Source organism: Entomobacter blattae, assembly GCF_014672835.1.
Lineage (GTDB): Bacteria > Pseudomonadota > Alphaproteobacteria > Acetobacterales > Acetobacteraceae > Entomobacter > Entomobacter blattae.
On the sequence record NZ_CP060244.1, the window covers coordinates 1,579,998 to 1,603,453 of the forward strand.

A 23,456-nucleotide genomic window follows, 5' to 3' on the forward strand; every position below is an offset into this window, starting at 1 on the left:
CTTTTAAAGAAGGCAATAATAAATATGTAAATAATATACATTATTTATTGCCAATTATTTTTTAAAAAACTTCAAGATGTTTCATAGCCTAATTTTTGCAGGGTTTTGAAAATTTAAGATCCCCTTAAAGAGGGTTTTTACTTCCCGTGCGCAATTTAAGGCTATTTCGCATATAGGGCGTTTCTGGTGCGGTTTTCCTCTTTAAAGAATGGCCCCTTTTATAAGGGGAGATTTCTTGCCATGTCTTGGGGGGAGTGTTTTAGAGGGTTAATTTTACAGGAAAATATGAGAAAGGCTTGATTTTTTTTTAAAAATTTATCATACCCTTTAAAGGCCTTAAGAGGGTTTTTTACTTCCCTTGCGCAATTTAAGGCTATTTCGCACATAGGGCGTTTCTGGTGCAGTTTTCCTTGTTTGTAACCCGTTTATAATAAAGAGAACTTCGTTCCGGCCCTATGGAAGAGTAACCAGAAAAGGACAATAAAATGGCAATGCCAGATTTTACTTTACGCCAACTTCTTGAAGCTGGTGTACATTTTGGCCATCACACCCGTCGTTGGAACCCTCGTATGGCACCTTACTTGTTTGGTGTCCGCAATCAGGTTCATATTATCGATCTTCAGCAAACCGTTCCCCTTCTTGACCGTGCCTTGCAGGCTATTCGTAGCAGTGTTGCCGGTGGTGGGCGTGTGTTGTTTGTTGGCACCAAGCGTGCGGCTTCAGAATATATTGCCGAGGCTGCACAGCGTTGTGGCCAGTATTATGTCAACCACCGCTGGTTGGGGGGAATGCTTACAAACTGGAAAACCATTACAGGTTCCATCAAGCGCCTGCGCCAGATTGAGGAAACCCTGGAGAGCGATACCCAAGGGTTAACCAAAAAGGAAATTCTTGATCTAACCCGTGAACGCGATAAATTGCAGCGCTCTTTAGGGGGAATTAAGGATATGGGCGGTCTTCCAGATATTCTCTTTATTATTGACACGAATAAGGAAAAGCTCGCTGTTAGTGAAGCCAATAAGCTGGGGATTCCTGTTGTAGCCGTGTTGGACAGCAACTCCGATCCAACAGGCATCACCTATCCGATTCCCGGCAATGACGATGCCATTCGTGCTATTATGACCTATTGTGATTTGGTTGCTGGCTCTGTTCTGGATGGATTATCAGCGGAGATGAGTGCTACTGGCAGAGATATTGGAGCGATGGAAGAAATTCCTGTAGAGATTATGGCAGAAGAAAATTCCGCCATTGCCGCTTCTACTCAGGAGCAGCCTTCAGCAGAATAAGGGGTGGTTTTTATAGGTTGAGCGGTTTTTTAAACGCTCAACGATAAAGGATAAAAACAGCACTCTCTAGACGCGCCCTGATAAGAGGGCGCGCATTTACTTGGAATTTGGGAGAAATCGTTATGGCAGAAATTACAGCAGCTTTAGTGAAAGAACTGCGGGAGCGTTCTGGCGCTGGAATGATGGATTGCAAAAAGGCATTGGCTGAAACTGCAGGCAATATTGAGGAAGCGATTGACTGGTTGCGGAAAAAAGGCTTAGCTGCTGCAGCTAAAAAATCTGGCAGGGTCGCAGCTGAAGGCCTCATTGGTATTGCCTCAGCAGCAAACAGTGCGGCGATGGTAGAAGTGAATGCTGAAACAGATTTCGTGGCCAGAAATGAAACCTTTCAGCAGTTTGTACAAGACGTTGCCCATGTGGCTTTAAAGGCTGGGGAAGATGTAGAAGCCATTAAGGCCACAAAAATGGCCGATGGTAAAACAGTTGAAGAAACGCTAACCCAGCTGATTGCCACCATTGGCGAGAATATGAGTATCCGCCGTGCAAGTGTTTTAAAGGTTTCTTCTGGGGTGGTGGCAAGCTATGTTCACTCTGCTCTTAAGTCTGGTTTGGGTCGTATTGGGGTGTTGGTGGCTGTTGAAGCGCCTTCAGAGAGCGAGGCTGTAACCCTTCTTGGCCGTCAGGTTGGGATGCATGTAGCAGCAACACGGCCTATCTCTCTTGATACGGATAGTGTTGATCAAGAAGCGATTGAGCGTGAGCGCGCCGTTTTGGTTGAGCAGGCCAAGGCTTCTGGTAAACCTGATGCCATTATTGAAAAAATGGTGGATGGGCGTATCCGTAAATTTTACGAAGAGGTGGTATTGCTGGAACAAGTCTGGGTTCATGATGGGGAAAGCAAAGTCAAGGATGTTGTCAAAAAAGCTGGGGCGACCCTTAAAGGCTTTACCCGCTTTCAGCTGGGGGAAGGCATAGAGAAGGAAGAAAGCGACTTTGCTGAGGAAGTGGCTAAGGCCGCAGGGCAGTAAATTCCCTGTTGGCCATTGGGGGAATAGGTAAGGGGGCGGTGCAGTGGAATGGAAAGCACCAGCCCTAATCCTATCGGCTTTTCCCTATGGGGAAAATAGCTTAGTTGCCAAGGTTCTTACACGCGAGCATGGTGTGAGCAGTGGCTTGGTTAAAGGGGGGGCCTCACGTCGGCAATCCGCTTTATGGCAACCAGGAAATATCGCTATGTTGCGCTGGTATGCCAAACTGCCTGGGCAGTTGGGGTCTTTTCAAGGAGAGTTACAAGAGGCTCTTGCTGCAAGGGTTATGGTCTCAGGGTTTCATCTTTCCTTATTAACGGCAAGTTGTGCCCTGGTCAGCCAAGCCTGGCCGGAATATGATCCGATGCCCGTTGTGTTTGATAGAACGTTAGAGCTGGTGGAAAAAATTGCCACTTCTGCCCAAAAAGGGGAGCAAGGAGAAGTTCAGAGGTATTTTTTACTCTGGGGCAAGCTGCTGCTAGATCAGTTGGGATATGGGCTAGACTTGGAAACTTGTGCTCTTACCGGTGAAAATACAGGGTTGAAGTGGGTTTCCCCCCGTACGGGGCGGGCCGTAACCGATGAGGCCGCCCAGCCCTGGAAAAAGCATCTTCTTCCCTTGCCGCAATGCCTGGTTAAGCCATCGGCTCCTTTTTTGCCAGAGGATTGGTTGAAAGGGTTACAGTTACTGGGCTATTTTTTTCAGAAAAATATTTTTAGCCCGTGTAACAAGCCTCTTCCGGCGGCCTATGTGCGTTTGTATGAACAGGCAAAGTAGGTGTGGCAATAACCCCGGTCCTGTGGGAAAAAAGGCTGAGTTATTACTCTTTTAAGGGTGAAATTACTATTCTTTTCTTTCTTGGCCTTGTCTATCAATGCGCTCTCAGCAGGAGAGGGCTGGGTAAGAGACGTGGGAGGCCGCATTGAGAAGGGCCCTTATTGTGTTGTGGCCCCATTATCTTTTATGAGGTCGGCTCTTACGTTTATTCTGGGTCTTTATTTGGGCCTTTATCTAGGCCCTCATTCTGGGTTTTCATTTTGGCCTTCATTTTGGCGGGTTTTGTTAAGAAAGGCCATGAGGGAGATGTTGTGATTATCCCTGTTATGGTATAGCTTGCTTACGGTTAAGATAGGATTACTCAACGCTAAAGGCGATGTAGAACGGAAATGCCAACAAAAGACATGATGCGTTTTTGGGTTAAGAAAATAGCTTTATCCGGTATGGTGGTGGTTCTGCTGGGGTGTACAGCAGCCAATCAGAGAAGTGGCGAGGTTGCTGAAGTCCAAAGCCAGTACGGGCAGGTTGTTAGTATAGCCCAGCAGTACCGTGCAGGAGAATACGGCCAACCTGAACCCGATTCCTTACCCCGGCTTAAACGCTATCAGGCTCAGGCTTATCAGGATGTTCTTGCTTTTCATGATGAAGTGGTCAAAACCAAGCAGATCTCACAGGAAAAGAAAATTAAGGCTCTTCGCTCTATTTACGTTATGAAGTCCTATCTGGCAGCTTTGGGGGCCACTTCTGCTTACGAGCAATAAATCCCTCTGCATTAAGTCTTATTCTGTGACAGGCCCTTCTCTTCATAGAGGGGTATTTTCTCTTTTGCCGCTGCGCCATAACCAATAAGTTTTTCTCAGGGCCTAGTATCCCATCAGGCCAAGCGGGCATGGCCTGACCCTTTGGACCAGAAGTGCTGGAGCGACCAGATGGGTCAAAAGAAACAGAATGATCAGAAAACCTGGTGAAAGCATTCATCTTTATGACGGTCAGTTGGGATAGAGGCTAGACTTGGAATTTTGTGTTCTTACCGACGAAAATACAGGGTGAAGGGGCTTCCCCCGTGCGGGTCGGGTCGGGAGAAACTGACTTGAGAATGCGTGGTAAAAACGGGGTTTTCTTTCTCACGGGGTGAGCTGAATGGTCCTGGGCCCGAAGCGCCATGATGCGGTGTGGTTTCCTCCCACGGGGTGAGCTATGGATAACAAATAGTCTTGGGATAACAAACAGTCTTGCCAACATCCTATCCTGGTTTCCCCCCGTACGGGGGGAGCCGTGACTGATGAGGCTGCCCAGTCATGGAATATGAGGGGACTTCCATTCAAAAATGGTTTTTTCACTCACCCCTAACAGCACATGGCTGTTCTCTTCATCAGATCGCCTCCTTGTGGGGCAGAGAAGAGATTTTCAATCAGTCCATTGTAAATCAGGTTAGAGGGTTTATCATTGTTGTAAAATTAAAGTTGTAAAATTAAAGGGGGGTGTTGCAGTCTTTTTAGACTAGGCCACTCTTATGGGACTATGCCCCTCTTATCATGGGGGGCGGTTATCAGGAGAGGGTGTTGGAGAAAATCCCCTTTAAACAGGGCTAGGATGTTCATCGTCTAAAGAGAATAGATAAAAAATAAAAAAGCATCCTAACAGGTTGTAGGGCTTAGATAAAAATTCCTACAAAATATCAGAAGAAGTCATTCAGATTGCTAACATATCATTCCTCACAAAGGGGTTTTAAGAAAAATTGTCGATCATCTGTCTTTTGTCCAAAGGATGGAAAGTCTGTGCTGTTTTTTGAAATTTCTACTTTGTGAAATTTCCACGTGAGGAGAAGAACATTCAGGTTCTCACCAAAGAGTCCAACGCTGATTGGAGAATATAGGTGGCGGCCAGTTTATCAACAAGTTCTTCTCGGCGTTGGCGTGAAACATCCACATCTTCAATAAGCATGCGATTTACCGCAGCCGAGCTCAATCTTTCATCCCATAGGCAAAAGGGAAGATGAACGGTTTGAGCCAGTACTGCTGCCCAATCCTTAACAGCCTGGGCTGCGGGGCCAATAGTGCCATCCATATTGAGGGGAAAACCGATTACCATGCCACCAAGGGCTTCCTGGCTTTGCAAGGCTTGAATATCTTGGGCAATCTGGCTGATTTTTCCTCGTTTAATGGTTTTATAGGGGGAAGCCAACATCAGGGAAAGATCTGACAAAGCCAGGCCTATTCGCTTTTTCCCAGGGTCAACCCCCAATAGGCGATGATGGGCGGGAAGGGTGTGATACAGATTTTGCAGGGTCAATAGCATCCCAAATGGCTTTATATTACAGGTAAAAAAATATATATAAGGAATTATAGAGATTATTCACCTGTAAAGAAAGCTTGATCATGTCACTTGATTCAACCACCGTTCTTCGCATAGCCCGGCTTGCCCGTATTGGGGTTAATGAGACTGTGCTGCAAACCCTTCCCAAGGAACTCAACAGTATTCTCCAATGGATAGACCAGCTTAACGAAGTAGATGTTGAGGGGGTAGAGCCAATGGTGGGCACAGAGCAGGCGGGCCTTCGCCTACGAGAAGATAAGGTAACGGATGGGGAATGTAGGGAAGAGGTAATCTCGAATGCTCCTGATCGGATAGATGCTTTTTACACAGTTCCAAAGGTAGTTGAATAATGCTGACAGATTTAACGTTGGTTGAAGCCCGTAAGGGGCTGGCTGAAAAGAAATTTTCTTCAGCAGAACTTACAAAGGCTTATCTTGATGCCATAGAAGCTCATAACCCTCGTCTTAATGCCTATATTACGGTAACGGCGGATCAAGCCCTGGAGCAGGCTGTAAAGGCCGATCAGCAGATCGCCAAAGGGGAGGGAAAGGCTTTATCGGGTATTCCTCTGGGAATAAAAGACCTTTTCTGCACAAAAGGCGTGTTAACGACTGCAGCAAGCCGTATTCTGGAAAATTTTGTGCCCCCCTATGAAAGTACTGTTACTGCGCATCTTCTGCGAGATGGTGCCGTGTTTTTGGGCAAAACCAACCTTGATGAATTTGCCATGGGTTCGGCTAATATTACTTCAGCCTTTGGAGCGGTAGAAAACCCCTGGAAGCGTAAAGGGGATGAAGCCTTTCTTGTTCCGGGTGGATCATCAGGAGGATCAGCAGCAGCGGTTGCCGCGCGTATGGCGTTGGGGGCTACAGGAACCGATACTGGGGGTTCTATCCGTCAGCCGGCTTCTTTTTGTGGTATTACAGGGGTAAAACCCACCTATGGGCGGTGTAGCCGGTGGGGGACCATTGCTTTTGCCAGCTCACTTGATCAAGCTGGTCCCATGGCCAGAACCATTGCGGATTGTGCGGTTATGCTTGGCTCCATGGCGGGTTTTGATCCCAAGGATAGTACTTCGGTTAACCGAGAGGTGCCCGATTATCTTGCCGCCTGTGGTAAAAGTCTGAAAGGGCTTAAAGTGGGGATCCCGGCTGAATATCAAATTGCAGGGATGTCAGAGGAAATTCTGGGCATCTGGCAAAAGGGCAAGGAATGGTTGAAGGAGGCAGGGTGTGAGCTTGTGGATGTTTCGCTTCCTCATACCAAATACGGCTTGGCAACATATTATATTGTGGCCCCTGCTGAATGTTCCTCTAACCTGGCCCGCTATGATGGGGTAAGATTCGGCAGGCGGGTTGAGGCTACAACACTGGACGAAATGTATGAGCGCACGCGGGCAGAAGGCTTTGGAGATGAGGTTAAGCGCCGGATTTTGATAGGAACCTATGTGCTGTCTGCTGGGTATTACGATGCTTACTACCTTAAGGCCCAGAAGATCCGTACCTTAATCCGAAATGATTTTATAAAAGCTTTTGAACAGGTCGATGTGCTGTTAACCCCCACAGCCCCTAGTGCCGCCTTTGCCAAAGGTGAAAAAATGGAAGACCCTGTTCAGATGTATCTGAACGATATTTTTACAGTGCCGGCTTCTATGGCCGGTGTGCCAGCCCTTTCCCTTCCTGTTGGGCTTTCTCAGACAGGTTTGCCTTTGGGACTGCAACTTATTGGGCGCCATTTTGATGAAGAAACAATGTTTAGCGTGGGATATGGTTTAGAAAAAGCTGCCGCCTTTAAGGCTTTACCAGCGATTTATGCAGGGGTAAAATCATGAGTTACGTTATTGAAGGGCGTACAGGCCCATGGGAACTGGTGGTAGGCCTTGAGGTTCATGCCCAGGTGATTAGTCAGGCCAAGCTATTTTCTGGTGCTTCAGCCACTTACGGAGCAGAACCCAATACCCATGTGAGCTTAGTGGATGCAGGCTTTCCTGGTATGCTTCCCGTTCTGAATGCAGAATGTGTAGCCCAGGCTGTGCGTACAGGCCTTGGTTTGAAGGCTGAAATTAACCTGTTTAGCCGTTTTGACCGTAAAAATTATTTTTATGCCGATCTTCCCACGGGTTACCAGATCAGCCAGTTTGCCCATCCCATAGTGGGTAAAGGGGCTGTAGAGATTGAGCTAGAGGACGGAACAACCCGCGTTATTGGTATTACCCGCCTTCATCTAGAACAAGATGCCGGTAAATCGCTTCATGATCAAGACCCAGTACGCTCTTTTATCGATCTGAACCGGTCAGGGGTGGCCTTGATGGAAATTGTCAGCGAGCCTGATATCCGCATGCCAGAAGAGGCAGGGGCTTATTTGCGCAAATTGCGGAGTATTCTGCGTTATCTCGGAACGTGTGATGGCAATATGGAGGAAGGCTCCATGCGGGCAGATGTGAATGTTTCTGTTCGTAAAGCCGGGGAGGAATTTAGAACACGCTGTGAGATTAAAAACCTCAATTCTGTTCGGTATGTTATGCAGGCCATAGAAGTAGAGGCCCAGCGTCAGGTAGAAATATGGGAGAATGGGGGGACTGTTGAACAGGAAACCCGCCTGTTTGATCCTACCCGTGGGGAAACTCGCTCGCTTCGTTCTAAGGAAGATGCCCACGATTATCGTTATTTCCCTGATCCTGACCTTTTGCCCCTGGTGATTGAGCAAGCATGGGTGGATCAGCTCAAGTCCTCCTTAGCGGAGCTTCCCGACGATAAAAGGGTTCGTTTCGAACAGGAATATGGCCTTCCTCATTATGATGCCTCAGTGTTGGTGGCAGAAAAGGCAATTGCCGATTACTTTGAAAAAGTGGCCAAAGGGCGGAATGGTCGTCTGGCAGCCAACTGGGTTACAGGGGAGTTATTTGCCTTGTTGAACCGCACAGGAAAAGATATTCACAGCTCCCCTGTGAGTGCAGAAGCTTTAGGCGCTATGCTGGATTTAATGGCCGATAACACCATTAACGGCAAGATTGCCAAAGACGTGTTTGAGGAAATGGCCCAAACGGGGGAAATGCCTGCCAGTATTGTCGAGCGTAAAGGACTAAAACAGGTTACCGATATTGGGGAGATCGAAGGGATTGTTGAAAAAATATTGGCAGAAAATGCCGATAAGGTTGAGCAATATAAGAGTGGGAAAGACAAGTTATTTGGGTTTTTTGTGGGCCAGGTCATGAAGGCAATGGCTGGAAAGGCCAACCCTGCGATTGTGAATGAAGTGATAGCAAAGAAACTAAGAGCATAATTTTTTCAAAAAGCACAAAGTGGTTATTGACTATATGATATTTCCCACCTAGAAACTAAAGGGCAAACGCCGTGTTACACCTGCAAAGCGGAGGGGTGGCCGAGAGGCTGAAGGCGGCGGTTTGCTAAACCGTTATACGTGGTAACACGTATCGTGGGTTCGAATCCCATCCCCTCCGCCAATTACCTTTCATAAGATATTGATTTATATAAATAATTTATAGTTATTTCTTTATAACCCATCATAGAACCCATCTTAAGTTTTGAGATGGCCTGAATAATGTAGAATTATTCAGAGACAATGATAAGAAATATTTCAAATATTGCTCGTCAGAGAATTTCAATAATATTGGTTTTTAATAGGGAGGAATTACAAGTCTTCTGCATTTTTGAAGATTAGGGAGATCTATTTTAAATTAATTGAGTATGTTTACGTGTTAAGCTTGTTTGTCATATTTTTCAAAATATTTACATATCTGGTTATTTCTTTATGTAAATAAGCAAAGAAATTATATTTCGTCCTCCCTAAAAATCAGTTTGTATTTTACTTTGTCTTTTCTTCATAGCTTCTTCTTGTTGTTAAGATAATCTCCAACTTCTTGCTAAAGATTCCTCCAAATAACGTATTGTCTCATGATAAACATCTGTCGCTCGTTCCTACAACAAATCTTCTATCTGACGGTAACTCAGAGGGTAATGAATATAATACAAATACATCACCACTTATTGTATTATCTCAGGTGATTTTTGAAATATTAGAAAGAATCTTTAATTTTTTTCTTTCTAACATCAGATCATATCCACAGCATAAAGTTATTCTGACAAAACTGGGTGTTAGCCGTTATCCTGAATGTTAGAAGTGAGAACTCTCATTACCATTTCTGCAACGTGAAAATGCACTACAACACCTCAGCTATATGAGATGACTAGAGAAATTTATGAGTATCAGGATTAGTTTGGCAAGACTGATTGTGATATCTGCCAGTTAATAAAATCCCCCCTACCCAAGTCTATGAATTAAAATTCTTAGACTTGGGTAGGAGGTAATTCTTCGTGAAAAAACACTTACCGTGGCTTCCTCACAGTTCTCTGATTAGAGTAGATATCATATATTGTTTGTTCAATCAATAGTTTTACTTTATCGTTTCATTAGATAAAGGAATTTACCATGCAAATTTTAGAAAATATCACATTAGGATTTGATTTAGGAACTTCCAGCATCGGCTGGGCTATTTTAAAAACAAATCAAGATAAAACTGTTAATGAAATTCTTGATGCCGGCGTTTGGCTTTTTAACGCGCCAGAAACGGATGATAAAGAAAGACGTATTACTAATCAAATTAGAAGAGAAAAGCGACTGGCTAGAAGAACTGTGCGTCGTAAAAGACAGCGTATGAATGCCATTCGAGAACTATTGTACCAAGCTCAGCTTATTTCAACAAATAGTAAAGAAATAATTTCTACATTACAAAAACAAAAAAAAACAAACCCCTGGTTACTACGCATTCAAGGTCTTGAACGGCAATTGACGCATGAAGAGTTTGCCATAACTTTATATCATATTTCCAAACATAGAGGATTTAAATCCAACCGTAAAGGAGGTGATAAAGCAAACGTTGGGGAGGATAAGAAATTATTGGGCGCTATGGAAAAATTAGAAAATACACTTGAGAAAAGTTTTGCATATACTCTTGCTCATGGTCTTGTAAAAAATCCCTCTTCTTCCATACGTTTACGCAATATTGCTGAAGAGTATGGGAAAACACCAAAAAGAATATGGCTTGAAGATGAAATACATGAAATTTTTACCAAGCAAAGAGAATATCAGCCAAATCTGGCAACTTCAGAATTGGAAGAAAATTATATAAAAATTGCTTTCTCTCAGCGAGAATTACAAGATTCTATTGATTTAATCGGTGCTTGTCCTTTTGAACAAGGCGAAAAAAGAGCTTCAAAACAGTCACCTTCTTTTGAACGGTTTCGTTTTTTACAATCGTTGGCCCACCTTAAAATTTATTCCCCAAATCAATCGCAAAAATCGCGCAAGCTTACAAGTGATGAAATTGACAAATTAGATGCACAGTTTGGAGTGCGAGCAAGTTTTACTTATAAAAAGTTTCGAGAAATATTAGATATGCCAGAGGAAGATTATTTTGAAGGCATAAGTCGTAAAAACAGTGCGGGCAAGGATGAAGAAAGCTCTGATATTATTACAAAACGGTCTGCTTCAGCGTCTGGCACATCAATATTTAAAAAAATTCTAGGCAAACTTTATGATACTGTTTCAGTAGAAGAGCTTGATAAAGCTGCCTCTATTATCAGTTTTTATGAAAGTGCTTCCAACCTTGAAAAGGCATTGGAAAGTCTAGCTGTTTCAACAGAAGTCAAAGGTATTTTAATACAAAGTGTAAGGGAGAATAAATTTTCTAAATTTAAAGGAGCTGCCCATATTTCTGCCAAGGCTTGCCGTGCACTTATTCCTTTTTTAAAACAGGGAATGGTTTATTCAGAAGCTTGTGAAGCCGCAGGATACGATCATACAGCCCCAGACATGTCACCCTTGATTCAGTTAAAAAAAGAAACAAAAAATTTATCAACTTCCCTTATTCGTAGAAAAATTTCTGAAAAACTGACTGATAAAGACAGTCATATCATAAATTCTCCAGTTGCATGTAAAGCTGTTATCGAAGGCATTAAACAATTTGTTGCTATCGTTAATAACCATTCTTCACTGAATGGATGCTTGCCAGGAAAGGTTCATGTCGAACTGGCCAGACAATTAGGCAAAAGCATTACTGAACGAAATAAGTTAGATAATGCTATCAAAGATGGAACAGCTCGAAAACAAAAAGAAGAAGAGGAGTTTCTTGAATTATTTCCTGAATATACACCAAGTAAAAACGCATTGCTTCTTTATGCTTTGGCTAAAGAACAGGAATTTAAATGTCTCTATACAGGTGAACCTATTAATCCACGCTTACTTTTTGATGGAATCTCATATCAAGTGGATCACATTTTGCCATGGAGCCGGTTTGGCGATGATAGTTATCAAAATTTGACCCTATGTACAGCTAACGCTAATCAAGCAAAGAAAAATAACACACCGTATGAATGGATGACTTCTGGTGAAAAAAATGTGCCCGACTTCAGTTATTATTCTGCACGCGTTAACTTATGTTCTCAACTTAGTCGAAAAAAGAAACGCAATTATTTGTTGAAGAACGCCCAAGAGGTAGAAGAAACATTCAGAAACCGTAACTTGAACGACACCCAATGGGCCAGCAAAGTTTTTTTACAATGTCTAGATTTATTTTATCCTGATGAAAATTCAGTTAAAACATCAAGAAGAATCTACGCACGCCCAGGCCAATTAACTTCAAAAATACGTCAGGCATGGGACGCTGAATTATATAAAAAAGATGAGAAAGGGAGACGCTTAACAGATGATCGTCATCATGCTGTGGATGCCATCGTTGTTGGATGCATTTCAGAATCTTTATTAAATCGTTTTACACAAGAAAACAAACAAGCTACTGATATGGGATTAAAAAGGCCATTTAAAACTTTCTTTCAGCCTTTTGATAATTTTCGACAGCAACTTGCAAATTCATATAATAAAACTGTTGTCGCTCGTGCTGAAATAGTTAAAGTAAGCGGTCAAAAGCATTTAGATACCATTCGTGCTTTTGATAAGACATCAGGCGTTGTGTTTAAACGATTAAGCCCAACTGATTTATTAATAAGTATAAAGGAACAATCTGAAGTTTTGGGTTTGGAAGAAGCTCTAAAACAAAAAATTAAGGATCCTGAACGCAATAAAGCTATTATTCAAGACTTAATAAAATGGCAGGTAGATAATTGTCCTAAAGATAATTTACCCAAAGGACCAAACGGTGACCCTATTCGAAAAATAAAAGTTACAACTAAAGATAAAATAGAAGTAATTGTTCGTAGTGGCAGTGCTGCACGTGGGGATATGGCTCGCGTTGATGTTTATTCAAAAGCGAGTAAAAAAGGAAAGAAACAATACTATATAGTGCCCATTTACCCACATCAAATCAATGAGGATCAACCACCCCATAAAGCCATTACAGCTCATAAACCTGAAAGTGAATGGCCTGTCATGGATACCAGTTATCATTTCGAATTTAGTCTGCACAGAAGAAGCTATATTAAGGTCACAACTTCTAAAAACGAAGTCATTGAAGGTTATTATGTAGGGATTCATAGATTAACAGGATCAATTACCATTTCTGATCATAAAAGTTCGGGCAGCAAGCAAACTATAGGCTCTCGCAATTTACTTAAGATTGAAAAATATCAGATAGATCGATTAGGGAAATATCATTTCATTAAGCAGGAAAAGCAATTATGGCATGGCAAAATCTACACATCAGCCAACCAGCAAGAATAAGCCTGAAACATAATCAGCTTTGCATTGATCAAGAACACGAGCAAACAACCCTTCCTTTGGAAGATTTATGCTGTATTATTTTAGATACACCACAAATTACCCTTACAGGGGCGGTTTTATCTGCTTTGGCTGGTGCAGGGATTGTTGTTATACAATCTAATAAAAAACATCATCCCACTATGATTTGTCTACCCTTTCATAGCCATTATAAACAGGCAGAAATTGCGCATTTACAGATCAAGTGTTCTGCTGCTTTAAAAAAGCGTCTCTGGCAACAAATTGTTCAATTTAAAATTGACAACCAAAACAGACACCTTGCCTGCATTGCCTCTCCACTGGCGACGTTAAGCAGAATGACAAAAATGATACGCTCTGGCGATCCAAACAATCTCGAGGCTCAAGCTGCTCGTATTTACTGGTCTGCTCTTTTTAAAAACTATCGCCGGCACGATGAGAATGATATCCGCAATGCCATGCTCAATTATGGTTATGCCATTATCAGGGCAGCTTTGTCACGATCCATTGTAGCAGCAGGATTATTACCTGCATTAGGCCTGCATCATGCCTCTATTTCCAATGGATTTAATCTTTCTGACGATTTGATAGAACCTTTACGACCAGTTGTTGATTCCTGTGTTTTTACTATTGTTAAAAATGCAAACCATACAGAACTTACATTGGAAATACGGCGCTTACTGGTTGGTGTTATGCAATATTCCGTAAAAATGGGAGAAAATATTATGGGACTCTTACCTGCCATAGAGAAAATGGTTTTCTCTTTGGTGCAAGCTATTTCTGATAATGATCCCAAAAAATTGGAATTGCCTGTTTTTATGCCTTACGAAATTGTTCCTGATGAAATATGAAGAGGCAAGGTTTATGTGGCTTTTTTGTTTTTTTGACTTACCCGTAAAAACAAAATTACAAAGAAAAATGGCCACAAGTTTTCGAAACCATTTAATAAATGACGGTTTCATCATGATCCAGTTTTCAGTTTATGCTCGTGTATGTAAAGGTGAGGATGGAAACCAAAAACATGTTGATCGCATTCGAAAATTTTTACCAAGCGAAGGATCAATCCGATGTCTATCAATCACCGATCGTCAATATGGTCGTATGAAGATTTTGCTTGGATTAGCCAAAAAAAACGAGAAAAAAAGAGGAAACCAACTGATATTATTATAATTTTTTTAAAAGAAAAATCAAAAAAAACAAGAAATATCAGTTGGTTACATTAGGCCTACCTTAGCATATAGAGAACTGTAAGGAAACCACGGCTCTCTAGGTCAGGGCTGTTCCAAACCCATACACCTTAGCATATAGAGAACTGTAAGGAAACCACGGCCTCTTGCAATAAATCATCGACAGCATTCCAACCTTAGCATATAGAGAACTGTAAGGAAACCACGGCGTATTCTTTAATTTGCTTAAATGTCATAAAACCTTAGCATATAGAGAACTGTAAGGAAACCACGGCTTCTGGCTCCCCATAGGTAAGGTAATATTAACCTTAGCATATAGAGAACTGTAAGGAAACCACGGCAACTTCGGGAATATGCACCAGCTCTTAAAAACCTTAGCATATAGAGAACTGTAAGGAAACCACGGCTGCTCGTAGGTGTTCCATTCTTTTGTGTTTACCTTAGCATATAGAGAACTGTAAGGAAACCACGGCTTAAATGGCCGTTTTTCTGAAATACAGACCACCTTAGCATATAGAGAACTGTAAGGAAACCACGGCCCTATAATCTGCTCGTATTTGTCCAGAACAACCTTAGCATATAGAGAACTGTAAGGAAACCACGGCATTCATTGAGTGAACCTTTCTAGGTACTATTACCTTAGCATATAGAGAACTGTAAGGAAACCACGGCCTATTTCTGTGCAATAGCCTCTTTCGGCTCACCTTAGCATATAGAGAACTGTAAGGAAACCACGGCCCGATAAACTGGTTGCAATTAACCGTGTCGACCTTAGCATATAGAGAACTGTAAGGAAACCACGGCATCTACGTTTTACGGTGCTCGCTATTCTCAACCTTAGCATATAGAGAACTGTAAGGAAACCACGGCTTGAGAGATGGCCTCGGTTTCGATCTTGTAAACCTTAGCATATAGAGAACTGTAAGGAAACCACGGCGTTTTACCTAAAGCTTCATTCCACTCATTAACCTTAGCATATAGAGAACTGTAAGGAAACCACGGCTCTTCCCAAAAATCACGGGGGATAGGGGTTAAACCTTAGCATATAGAGAACTGTAAGGAAACCACGGCCCATTTTCCTGTAACTGTTCTTTTACATTTACCTTAGCATATAGAGAACTGTAAGGAAACCACGGCTCTAGACCTAATCTGTAGCTCAAATCCAGCACCTTAGCATATAGAGAACTGTAAGGAAACCACGGCTTAAATATTTTAAAAGTGGCATTAAGTCGAAACCTTAGCATATAGAGAACTGTAAGGAAACCACGGCTTGACAAGTGCAAGTATTGCAACAACTATAAACCTTAGCATATAGAGAACTGTAAGGAAACCACGGCTGAAATGTTTGTAGGGGTAGGGGCCTCCCGACCTTAGCATATAGAGAACTGTAAGGAAACCACGGCCCAACAATTAATCCATTAGAAGTATATTGGACCTTAGCATATAGAGAACTGTAAGGAAACCACGGCTATATTAGAAATATTGTTGAGATGACTTCAACCTTAGCATATAGAGAACTGTAAGGAAACCACGGCCATCCATCGATACAAAAGAAAGATCGATATACCTTAGCATATAGAGAACTGTAAGGAAACCACGGCATCTTCTCTTCTCGCAATAAACGGGATACTACCTTAGCATATAGAGAACTGTAAGGAAACCACGGCTCTTCTACTTTTATGCATTCCCGTGTAGCTACCTTAGCATATAGAGAACTGTAAGGAAACCACGGCAAGCTATTTCTACACGAGAAGTTTGGTTAAACCTTAGCATATAGAGAACTGTAAGGAAACGAGTTACCTGCTTATCGGTTATCTATTTTTACAGAGGCTTGACGGTGGTATATACCAGAGAAGGTGACATTCATACCACCACATGCAAGATTGCTTTCAGCAAGAAGATATGGACCCTTTTTAATCATTTTAATTTTACAATTATTAGTATTTTCTTCTGTATAAGGAAGCGTTTTTCCGTTCATGCTATTCATAACAAAAGCTAGTATGTTATTGTTAAGTTTAATTGTTCCGCTAATCTCTCCGGTGTTAATAACATCATTCATTCCTTGCCATTCAGCCTCACCTGTAATTGTGTAAGTATTTTCTGAGGATTTAATAGTAATTATACTGCTATTGCTTCCACGATTTGTTTTCCATATTCCATTCCAATCATTGTTTGTAGCTTCCTCAGCAGGTATTAACTTTAAAGAATCCTTGGAAAGCCAACCTTGAAACAGGTTTCCTTTTGCAGATACATAAGAAGCACAAACAAATTTACTATTCTTTTGCTCTGTAAGAAGAACTGTATCTCCAGATACCAAATAAGATTTTTTTTGACATTGAACATTACTGCTTGGGCATTTTTGTATTTCATTTTCATCAGCAATGAAGTGTGTCTTAGATTCCAAAACAATAGCCGTTGATATGTTATCAAGGTTAGCAACAGTATTGTTACCACAGCTTTGAGCTTTTGCGGGAACAGCTATTAGAACTAAAAAAAATAGCGAATATAATTTGAAATATTGTTTCATAAAATATCCTAAAAGTAAGAAAAAAGTTATGTTTGTTGAATTAACAATAAGCTTATTATATGCAGGAAAGATCTTCTACATATAATAAGCTACAGGTTTGTCTGTTATGTTTTTATACAGATCTGTTTATTAAATCAGTTAAGATTTATATTTGTTTCAAGATATCTGGTATCGTGTTTACTCTTATATACAGCTCTTGATGGTTTATTTTTTAATATTACAGACCCTTACGCAATTCTGGTCTGATTATTATCTTTGATTATAAACCAAGGCAGAAGTCATATCACCCTGACCACATACAGAACCGTTTTCATTATAGGTTGTATTATTGGCTGGGGTATAACACCCAAGGTAGGACCCAGTCTTTCCATAGGCGCTTTTTTTACCATTACTTTCAGTTCTTATGTAGCCAATATTACTTCCAGATGCATCACGGAGATGAGTTGTAGACATTTTAAATCCTTTTGACAATAACGAATTGCTTATACATAATAAGCAATTAACGTATTTTGCTTATTAATAATAAGCTAATCTGTCAAGTGCTTAAGGCTATTATTAAAGGAATTGAATATCTGTTATTGTTAATAACCCATTGATTTGTTGTGGATTTAGTGGTGGTGACACTGAGTATGGCTAACAATGCTCAGTCTGGTGTGGAGGGGTTTTGTTTACGATTGCTTAGCGCTGAATTGCGCATCAGTTTTAAGCAAAACGCTTTATCTTCGGGAGAAAGGCTACGCCAAAGGGTTAGTAACGTCAGTTCATCGCTTTCGTAAACAAATTGCCCCTGATAGGGGCCGTCTTTGTTAAAGAGAGAGTCTGTTGTGATGCCAAAGAAGGTACAGATGTCGACCATCTTGTCCATGGTTGGCCGTGTTGTTCCCAATTCCCAGTGAGCAACGGCAGCAGGCGATACTTTCATTGCTTTTGCCAGATCTCTTTGGCTAAGCTTAAGTCGCATGCGTTCAGTTCGTATGATGTCTTTGATGTCCATATATCCTATATGACAAAGAACACCTTAAGGAACACTTAGTAATTTAAACGACAAATATGCTTATTCTTTATAAGCAAATTTGTCTGGTGACGTTTGTAAACGAATTACAAGCTTAATAACGATCAGTTCAAGGGAGTATGATAATGATTGATTTTGGATCTTTGTTGCAGGAAAAACAGATAGAAAATTTATACTCTGTTAGAAATGATTAATTAATACTAATATTAATCACAAAATAAATTTCAATATGTTGGCTAATTATGCGATTTTTTGAAGATGGTCCAGATATTCCAGATGAACTGATACAGCAGCAGAAGGATGGGAGGTTAATTTTTCTTTGTGGTGCAGGAGTGTCAATGCCTGCAGGTCTTCCTGACTTTAAAAAACTGGTGAAGTTTATTTATAAAGATTTAGGAGAACACATTAATAGCTCTCTAAACCGTTTAGAAAAAACATCTTTTAATAACAATGAATTTGATAGAACTCTCTTTTATCTAAAGCAACGGTTAGCAGGGGCTAATCAAAAAATTGACAATCACATTCACTATACAAAGCTGATTATAGAAAGTATTGAAAAGAATTTTAAAGCTAAACTTAGAAAAAACAGAAATTTGCGCAATCATGAGGTTCTTCTTTCCCTGTCAGAAGACAGTTCTGGAGAATGTAGGATTGTTACAACGAATTTTGATACACTCTTTGAAGAAGCTAAAGATGGTAAAATAGAGAGTCATGCGGGTGCAGGAATGCCTTTGCCTGGTTCACCTAAATTTAAAGGGGCAATGCATCTTCATGGTAGGTTGAAAGATGAGAGAAATGAGCTCAAGGATACAGAGCTTGTGCTATTCAGTTCTGATTTTGGAGAAGCCTACGCCCGTGCTGGTTGGGCAACGCGTTTTGTATATGAACTGATGCAAGCCTATACTGTGGTAATTATCGGGTATAGCCTGAATGATCCACCTGTAAGGTACTTACTTGAAGCCTTGGCTATTGATAGCCAGAGATTTCCTTTCAAGAACAAAGTTTATTTTATTACTTCCTCTAAAGGCGGAGAGAGTAATGATGATTACAAACGGCTTGAAAGCATGAATATTACTCCAATTATTTTTGATGGTTGGGATTTAGCATATAAAACGCTGGAAGAGTGGTCTTGTTACAAAAACAATCCTGAAAACTGGGTTAAAAAAAAATTAGAAGAAGTAACTAAAGATAAAATTCCAAACTATGATGATAACAAAAGGAAAGAATGGGTTAAGCAGATTTTTTCTCACAAGGAAATCGAAAGATTACTACCCAGTCATTTATTTTCTAAGGAATGGATTGATTATCTTTTTTATAATGTCTTTATTCCCGATTACTATAACATAAATATTGTACCGTTTATTATAGAAAACAGAAATAACCCTCTAGTTATTGATATAATAAAAAAAATTGGTTTGATAAAACTCGATAAATTTCTGTCTAAGTATGGTGGCGCTGATATCTTATCCGTAATAGATAATTTATTTAGATTAATTTATAATAATAATCTTGAAGAAACTCATAAAAAAGATTGGGAGATTATTTTTTATAAATATAGCTTATATAAAAAACTTCTTATACGAGACAAATATGAACTGGTTAAAAGAATAAAGACCGGTTTTTACTCATGTATTGATGTTGAACAGGTCTCATTGTGGTTATATATTACTGCAATACAATTGAGTGACGTATTAGATATCAGTAATACCATACCCCTTAATCAAATAGAGATACTTTCTGACACAAGCGCAACAGAAGATCTTTTCTACCAGCTGGATGCACGTTTCAGAGAGTATGTATGGTATGGAAAATTAACAGATAAAACAGAGATTTTTCTGCATTTTATTAACGAGAAAGATATAGATAGCCAAAACTGTTTATATTGGATCCTCATAGGATGTTGGAAACAGTTTGCTGTTCAAAGTCCTGAAAAAGCAAAACACGATGTTCAGAAGTGGCTATTAGAAGATGATAGATTGTATTTTTTAGCAGCAACTCACGCTATTTCAGAAAGCAATAATCTTTTTACAGCCAAAGAGGTTTACTCAGCAATTGAGCATCGAAAAGATGATTTCTGGATTTGCTCAAGATACAAATTAATAGATGTCTTTAAGAAGTTCTGGAGTGAGTTTTCTGCTAACCAGAAAGATCTAATAATTCATCGCATTTGTGGTTGGGAAGATGAAAAAGATTCATACTGGTTCTTACGAGGTTTTAAGGGTCATGGTTTGGAAATGTCGCCTGAAGGGATGGAGAAATTTAAAGAAATTGAAAACAATAATCTAGGTTGGGCTAAAGAGGCTATGCCCCAAAATTCAGGCTCTATCTCTGTAAAGGTGCTGCCAACACGAATAGCAGGTAAAAATAAAACAGTGTTAGAATTTGTTAGCACTGTCAGTGATTTAATAAAACGCGTTGATGGAATCAATGACGATGAGAGATATAACAAATTAATTGATGAAGCTTTAGACTATTTTCAGGTTATCAACGAAAGAAAAGTTATAAATGGTACAGTTTTTAGTCTTTCTCTGGATTTTTTAAAAAAACTGTTAAATATCTCCTGCAGAAATGAAGAAAAATTATTGTGCTTTTTTCAAAATATAATCGATATAAAGAAAATGCCACTTGTGTTTCGTTGGGATGAAGGCAAGAGTTTTATTGAGCTATGGAATTCTCTTTCCGAAATTGTCTTCAAGAATAGGGACAGATCATTAGAAAATTTAACAATAAATACTGCCTTGAATACGTTAGAGGGTATGCTTGTACAACTGCTCTTTTCCGTCTTGAGCACAGAACAGAAAAAGCAATTAAATCAGGGAAAGCTGGCGTGGGATAAACTTAAGGATCTTTTTTTGAAGTGTGTTGGCTTTATAAAAAAGGGAAGCAACAACTCAAAATCAACATTATATATTTTGGGTAAAGATATGGGTTACATTTATTCCTTTGATCCTGTCTGGTATCAAGAAAATATTGATGGGTTGTTTTTATCTTCTGAGTATTATCCTTACCTTCTTAGGGCTTATTTGACACATTATAGTATAGGATCTAGTGATTTTTTCAGCTTGTTATGGGGTAGGATAGATCATGATGTGAATAGCCTTGATTTTCTTGAGCATAATGAAAAAGACAAATATCTGTGGAAATTGCTACAGGTTTTAATTTTTTACTATGAGAAAAAAAATTTCAATCTGGACAATGTTTTCCAAAAAGAAATTGAGGGTAAGGTTCGTGTTCTTCTTAAAGCCAGTGAGGTATATAGAAAAACATTTATAAGATTTATCAATAATATGTCTGTTGTTCCATCATTTTCAAATGTCGAACAAAGCTGGAATGATTTCTATAAGCCCCTGTTCTCATTATGGCCCAAGGATGATAAATTTCAGGATGGTGTATCATCAGGTTGCATATTAAAGATTATCCTTTTATCAAGGAAAAAATTTCTTGATGTTTACAATACCTTGAGAGGTTTACTGAGACCTTTGCTTATTTTGAATATATATCTTTCTACAGTTGAGGCTGAGACTTTCGAATATGCAAAAAAACATTATGGAAAAGAATTATTGGATATTTTTAATGTAGTATATGAGAAGGGGGCAATTTCTATTTCTCTTGATTTAAATAAATTGCTTGATGATCTGATTAAATACAATCCCTTGTTAGAGGATGAGACAGATTATAAACGTTTACGGAAGATTATAAACGGTTAGAGGAAAGTATTGATAGAAAGGTTACGATATGTAAACTTACCGCTTAATTACCAATTAATCTGATATTGGATTAAGGAGATAGTTGAGAGATACTATAAAAATAATTTTCTTAATTGATGATTTAAATATATTTTTTGGTAAACTGCTGCTGTTTATTCTACTGCAGTTAACTGAAACAATTTTTATAATATTTAGATTTTTAATGGAATCCAACATCCTGTTTGAACCTGGTAATAAATTCTTCTTCTTTATCTCCGCACTCAACACCGTCAATATTGCGTAAAACATTAAAATCTGTATCATTGAGATCTGATACTACAAAGCAGTAATTGGATCTTTTCGCAAGTATACGGTTAATCCAATGAATATTCATTTTAACAATTGCTGCTGGATATTTCTTATCCTGAAACATTCCCATTCCACTATTAATAGTTGAAAATGTTATATCATCAATTTTCCACTGTTCTGGTTGTTGCATTTCATTATTGGTATAATTTGAAATTATAGGTTGTTGTGTACCCAGCAATATGTCCAAATGAGAAGGAAACGATCGTGTTTCTGGACTTGAAAAGAAACCCTTCAGATATTTCTGTAACTCATTAACAGCAGAGTTTTCATCAATTGAGGTGGTGGGTGATACTAATCCCAAATATAGAAATACAAGTATGATTGGTGTGCAGATTACTAGTTCTATAAGGCTTTTTTTGAGAGATGGGTTATTACTCATGGTTGAGTCCAGTTCTAAATGTATGTCCAGCCAATAATGCTTATAATAAATAAGCATTATTAAAAATATAAGTTTTATTTCTGTTAGTTTATGTCTAAAATTAAAGAAAATTAGATTATTTATACGATTTAATGGAGTTTTAGCATTTATATATTGCTTATTATTAATTAGCAATATATAAAATTCCTGATATTTAAAAAGAGGAATTATCGTATGAAAATACAAAAACTCCAGATAGGAAAAATAGCAGGTATTGTTATCACTCTTGGAATAATAATGGCTGAGAATATTTCACAGACGTATGCTGCTGACTCATATATGGCTCAAGCACTTTGTTTTAATGGAAAAAATCTACTTCTTGGACAAACCTTGATGTTAAGGCAAGGCGGTATTCCTATAGCTGAAGCAAAAAAACCTATTTATAATATGATTAATGCCAACCCTGATTATCAGAATTTTATGATAGAATCAGTAAACTTTCTCTATAAAAATCCAGATGACCTTAAGAAAAGCCTACTTAATGGGAAATGGACTGAATTGTGTATTCATTACGTACAGGGCTATTAATCCTGGTTTGGGACTGTGTTTATAGCTATCAGATCAATGATTCTATCATTATTGTTAGTGTATAAAATATAGAACCATCCACGCGATGGCAATTTTATATCTTGGTTAAAAGAGTAATAAAATATCGGAAGAAAAATTATATTATAGATATATACACTTTAGTAAATCAGCTTCCATTACATATGGCATTTGATATAATGGAAGCTTGAAAATGGTATGATTGATTGTTTATTCTATTATCTTATAAGTCATTTTATTAAAAAATTTTCTATCGTCTTGTGTGAATGCTTCTCCTATATTTTGCAATCGTTTATCTGAAGGAAGTGTAAGACGAGAACTAATGTTATACCAAGGATATTTCCCATGGATATCTGGATGAAGGTAGGCTGCAATTTCTACATCTGAAGCAGAGATATACCGGCCTGCCCATTTTTCAATTATATGTTTTAGAGCACGTGTATCTTTTGTTGGAGACTTGGTTTTCTTTTGAGCATCAAGCCATTCATAAGCCATCCTGATACAATCATTATGTTCGTGTAAGGGTTCTATATCTTGATAAGAGAACCCTTGTTTGGCATTGTTGATTTGTAAATCTGTAAGCATTTTTTGCT

General features: G+C 39.4%; 18 protein-coding genes, 1 tRNA gene and 1 CRISPR repeat array. Of the genes, 13 read left to right on the plus strand and 6 right to left on the minus strand.

From position 1 onward, the window contains the following. Positions 1 to 485: 485 nt before the first annotated feature. The 4 genes from rpsB to JGUZn3_RS06990 all read left to right on the plus strand — a co-directional run bounded on the left by rpsB (position 486) and on the right by JGUZn3_RS06990 (position 3,853). On the plus strand, positions 486 to 1,286 hold the full coding sequence (rpsB, locus tag JGUZn3_RS06975) for a 30S ribosomal protein S2 (protein ID WP_203412851.1): 801 nt from the start codon (positions 486 to 488) through the stop codon (positions 1,284 to 1,286). A 122-nt stretch (positions 1,287 to 1,408) separates the two neighbouring features. Beyond that, complete coding sequence (gene tsf / locus JGUZn3_RS06980; RefSeq protein WP_203412852.1) at positions 1,409 to 2,314, plus strand: translation elongation factor Ts; 906 nt, start codon at positions 1,409 to 1,411, stop codon at positions 2,312 to 2,314. Between the two features lie 43 nt (positions 2,315 to 2,357). Further along, complete coding sequence (recO, locus tag JGUZn3_RS06985) at positions 2,358 to 3,092, plus strand: DNA repair protein RecO (protein WP_203412853.1); 735 nt, start codon at positions 2,358 to 2,360, stop codon at positions 3,090 to 3,092. A gap of 389 nt (positions 3,093 to 3,481) precedes the next feature. Beyond that, entirely contained in the window at positions 3,482 to 3,853 is a 372-nt protein-coding gene (locus JGUZn3_RS06990) for a hypothetical protein (protein ID WP_203412854.1), read from the plus strand. A gap of 1,072 nt (positions 3,854 to 4,925) precedes the next feature. Here JGUZn3_RS06990 and ruvX read toward each other — a convergent pair. Further along, the gene (gene ruvX, locus JGUZn3_RS06995) at positions 4,926 to 5,390 is read right to left on the minus strand and encodes a Holliday junction resolvase RuvX (protein WP_203412855.1); all 465 of its coding nucleotides are present in this window, start codon (positions 5,388 to 5,390) and stop codon (positions 4,926 to 4,928) included. A gap of 80 nt (positions 5,391 to 5,470) precedes the next feature. On the opposite strand from ruvX, the gene gatC reads away from it, so the two are divergent. From gatC to cas2, 7 genes are all read left to right on the plus strand, one after another. Then, positions 5,471 to 5,758, plus strand: a complete 288-nt coding sequence (gatC, locus tag JGUZn3_RS07000) for an Asp-tRNA(Asn)/Glu-tRNA(Gln) amidotransferase subunit GatC (RefSeq protein ID WP_203412856.1) — start codon at positions 5,471 to 5,473, stop codon at positions 5,756 to 5,758. Beyond that, the gene (gene gatA / locus JGUZn3_RS07005; protein ID WP_203412857.1) at positions 5,758 to 7,239 is read left to right on the plus strand and encodes an Asp-tRNA(Asn)/Glu-tRNA(Gln) amidotransferase subunit GatA; all 1,482 of its coding nucleotides are present in this window, start codon (positions 5,758 to 5,760) and stop codon (positions 7,237 to 7,239) included. The genes gatC and gatA overlap by 1 nt, the downstream gene beginning before the upstream one ends. Beyond that, entirely contained in the window at positions 7,236 to 8,690 is a 1,455-nt protein-coding gene (gene gatB, locus JGUZn3_RS07010; RefSeq protein ID WP_203412858.1) for an Asp-tRNA(Asn)/Glu-tRNA(Gln) amidotransferase subunit GatB, read from the plus strand. Before gatA ends, gatB begins: the two co-directional genes overlap by 4 nt. An 89-nt stretch (positions 8,691 to 8,779) precedes the next feature. Continuing rightward, a tRNA-Ser gene (locus JGUZn3_RS07015) sits at positions 8,780 to 8,871 on the plus strand. 986 nt (positions 8,872 to 9,857) lie between these two features. Then, positions 9,858 to 13,103 (plus strand): type II CRISPR RNA-guided endonuclease Cas9, encoded by a 3,246-nt coding sequence (gene cas9 / locus JGUZn3_RS07020; RefSeq protein ID WP_203412859.1) that lies wholly within the window; start codon positions 9,858 to 9,860, stop codon positions 13,101 to 13,103. Continuing rightward, entirely contained in the window at positions 13,061 to 13,969 is a 909-nt protein-coding gene (cas1, locus tag JGUZn3_RS07025; protein WP_203412860.1) for a type II CRISPR-associated endonuclease Cas1, read from the plus strand. The genes cas9 and cas1 overlap by 43 nt, the downstream gene beginning before the upstream one ends. A gap of 13 nt (positions 13,970 to 13,982) precedes the next feature. Next, the gene (gene cas2 / locus JGUZn3_RS07030; protein WP_275402871.1) at positions 13,983 to 14,288 is read left to right on the plus strand and encodes a CRISPR-associated endonuclease Cas2; all 306 of its coding nucleotides are present in this window, start codon (positions 13,983 to 13,985) and stop codon (positions 14,286 to 14,288) included. Positions 14,289 to 14,345: 57 nt separating this feature from the next. Beyond that, positions 14,346 to 16,104: direct repeats of the CRISPR family, unit length 36 nt; unit sequence ACCTTAGCATATAGAGAACTGTAAGGAAACCACGGC. Between the two features lie 5 nt (positions 16,105 to 16,109). Here cas2 and JGUZn3_RS07035 read toward each other — a convergent pair. The 3 genes from JGUZn3_RS07035 to JGUZn3_RS07045 form a co-directional block, all read right to left on the minus strand. Further along, positions 16,110 to 16,832 (minus strand): hypothetical protein, encoded by a 723-nt coding sequence (locus tag JGUZn3_RS07035; RefSeq protein WP_203412862.1) that lies wholly within the window; start codon positions 16,830 to 16,832, stop codon positions 16,110 to 16,112. A gap of 249 nt (positions 16,833 to 17,081) precedes the next feature. Continuing rightward, positions 17,082 to 17,285 (minus strand): hypothetical protein, encoded by a 204-nt coding sequence (locus JGUZn3_RS07040; RefSeq protein ID WP_203412863.1) that lies wholly within the window; start codon positions 17,283 to 17,285, stop codon positions 17,082 to 17,084. A gap of 190 nt (positions 17,286 to 17,475) precedes the next feature. Next, positions 17,476 to 17,826 carry a helix-turn-helix transcriptional regulator gene (locus tag JGUZn3_RS07045; protein WP_203412864.1) on the minus strand — a complete coding sequence of 117 codons (351 nt, stop codon included), beginning with the start codon at positions 17,824 to 17,826 and terminating at the stop codon, positions 17,476 to 17,478. Positions 17,827 to 18,086: 260 nt separating this feature from the next. Here JGUZn3_RS07045 and JGUZn3_RS07050 point away from each other — a divergent pair, with 260 nt between their 5' ends. Further along, positions 18,087 to 21,551 (plus strand): SIR2 family protein, encoded by a 3,465-nt coding sequence (locus tag JGUZn3_RS07050; protein ID WP_203412865.1) that lies wholly within the window; start codon positions 18,087 to 18,089, stop codon positions 21,549 to 21,551. Between the two features lie 199 nt (positions 21,552 to 21,750). Here JGUZn3_RS07050 and JGUZn3_RS07055 read toward each other — a convergent pair whose 3' ends face one another. Then, a complete protein-coding gene (locus JGUZn3_RS07055; RefSeq protein ID WP_203412866.1) occupies positions 21,751 to 22,278 on the minus strand; it encodes a hypothetical protein in 528 nt (175 codons plus the stop codon). Between the two features lie 213 nt (positions 22,279 to 22,491). Between JGUZn3_RS07055 and JGUZn3_RS07060 the strand changes: the two genes are divergently transcribed. Further along, positions 22,492 to 22,845 (plus strand): hypothetical protein, encoded by a 354-nt coding sequence (locus JGUZn3_RS07060; RefSeq protein WP_203412867.1) that lies wholly within the window; start codon positions 22,492 to 22,494, stop codon positions 22,843 to 22,845. 228 nt (positions 22,846 to 23,073) lie between these two features. Here the strand turns inward: JGUZn3_RS07060 and JGUZn3_RS07065 are convergent, their stop codons facing one another. Continuing rightward, positions 23,074 to 23,448, minus strand: coding sequence for a hypothetical protein (locus JGUZn3_RS07065; protein WP_203412868.1), 375 nt, complete (start codon positions 23,446 to 23,448; stop codon positions 23,074 to 23,076). Between the last annotated feature and the right edge of the window lie 8 nt (positions 23,449 to 23,456).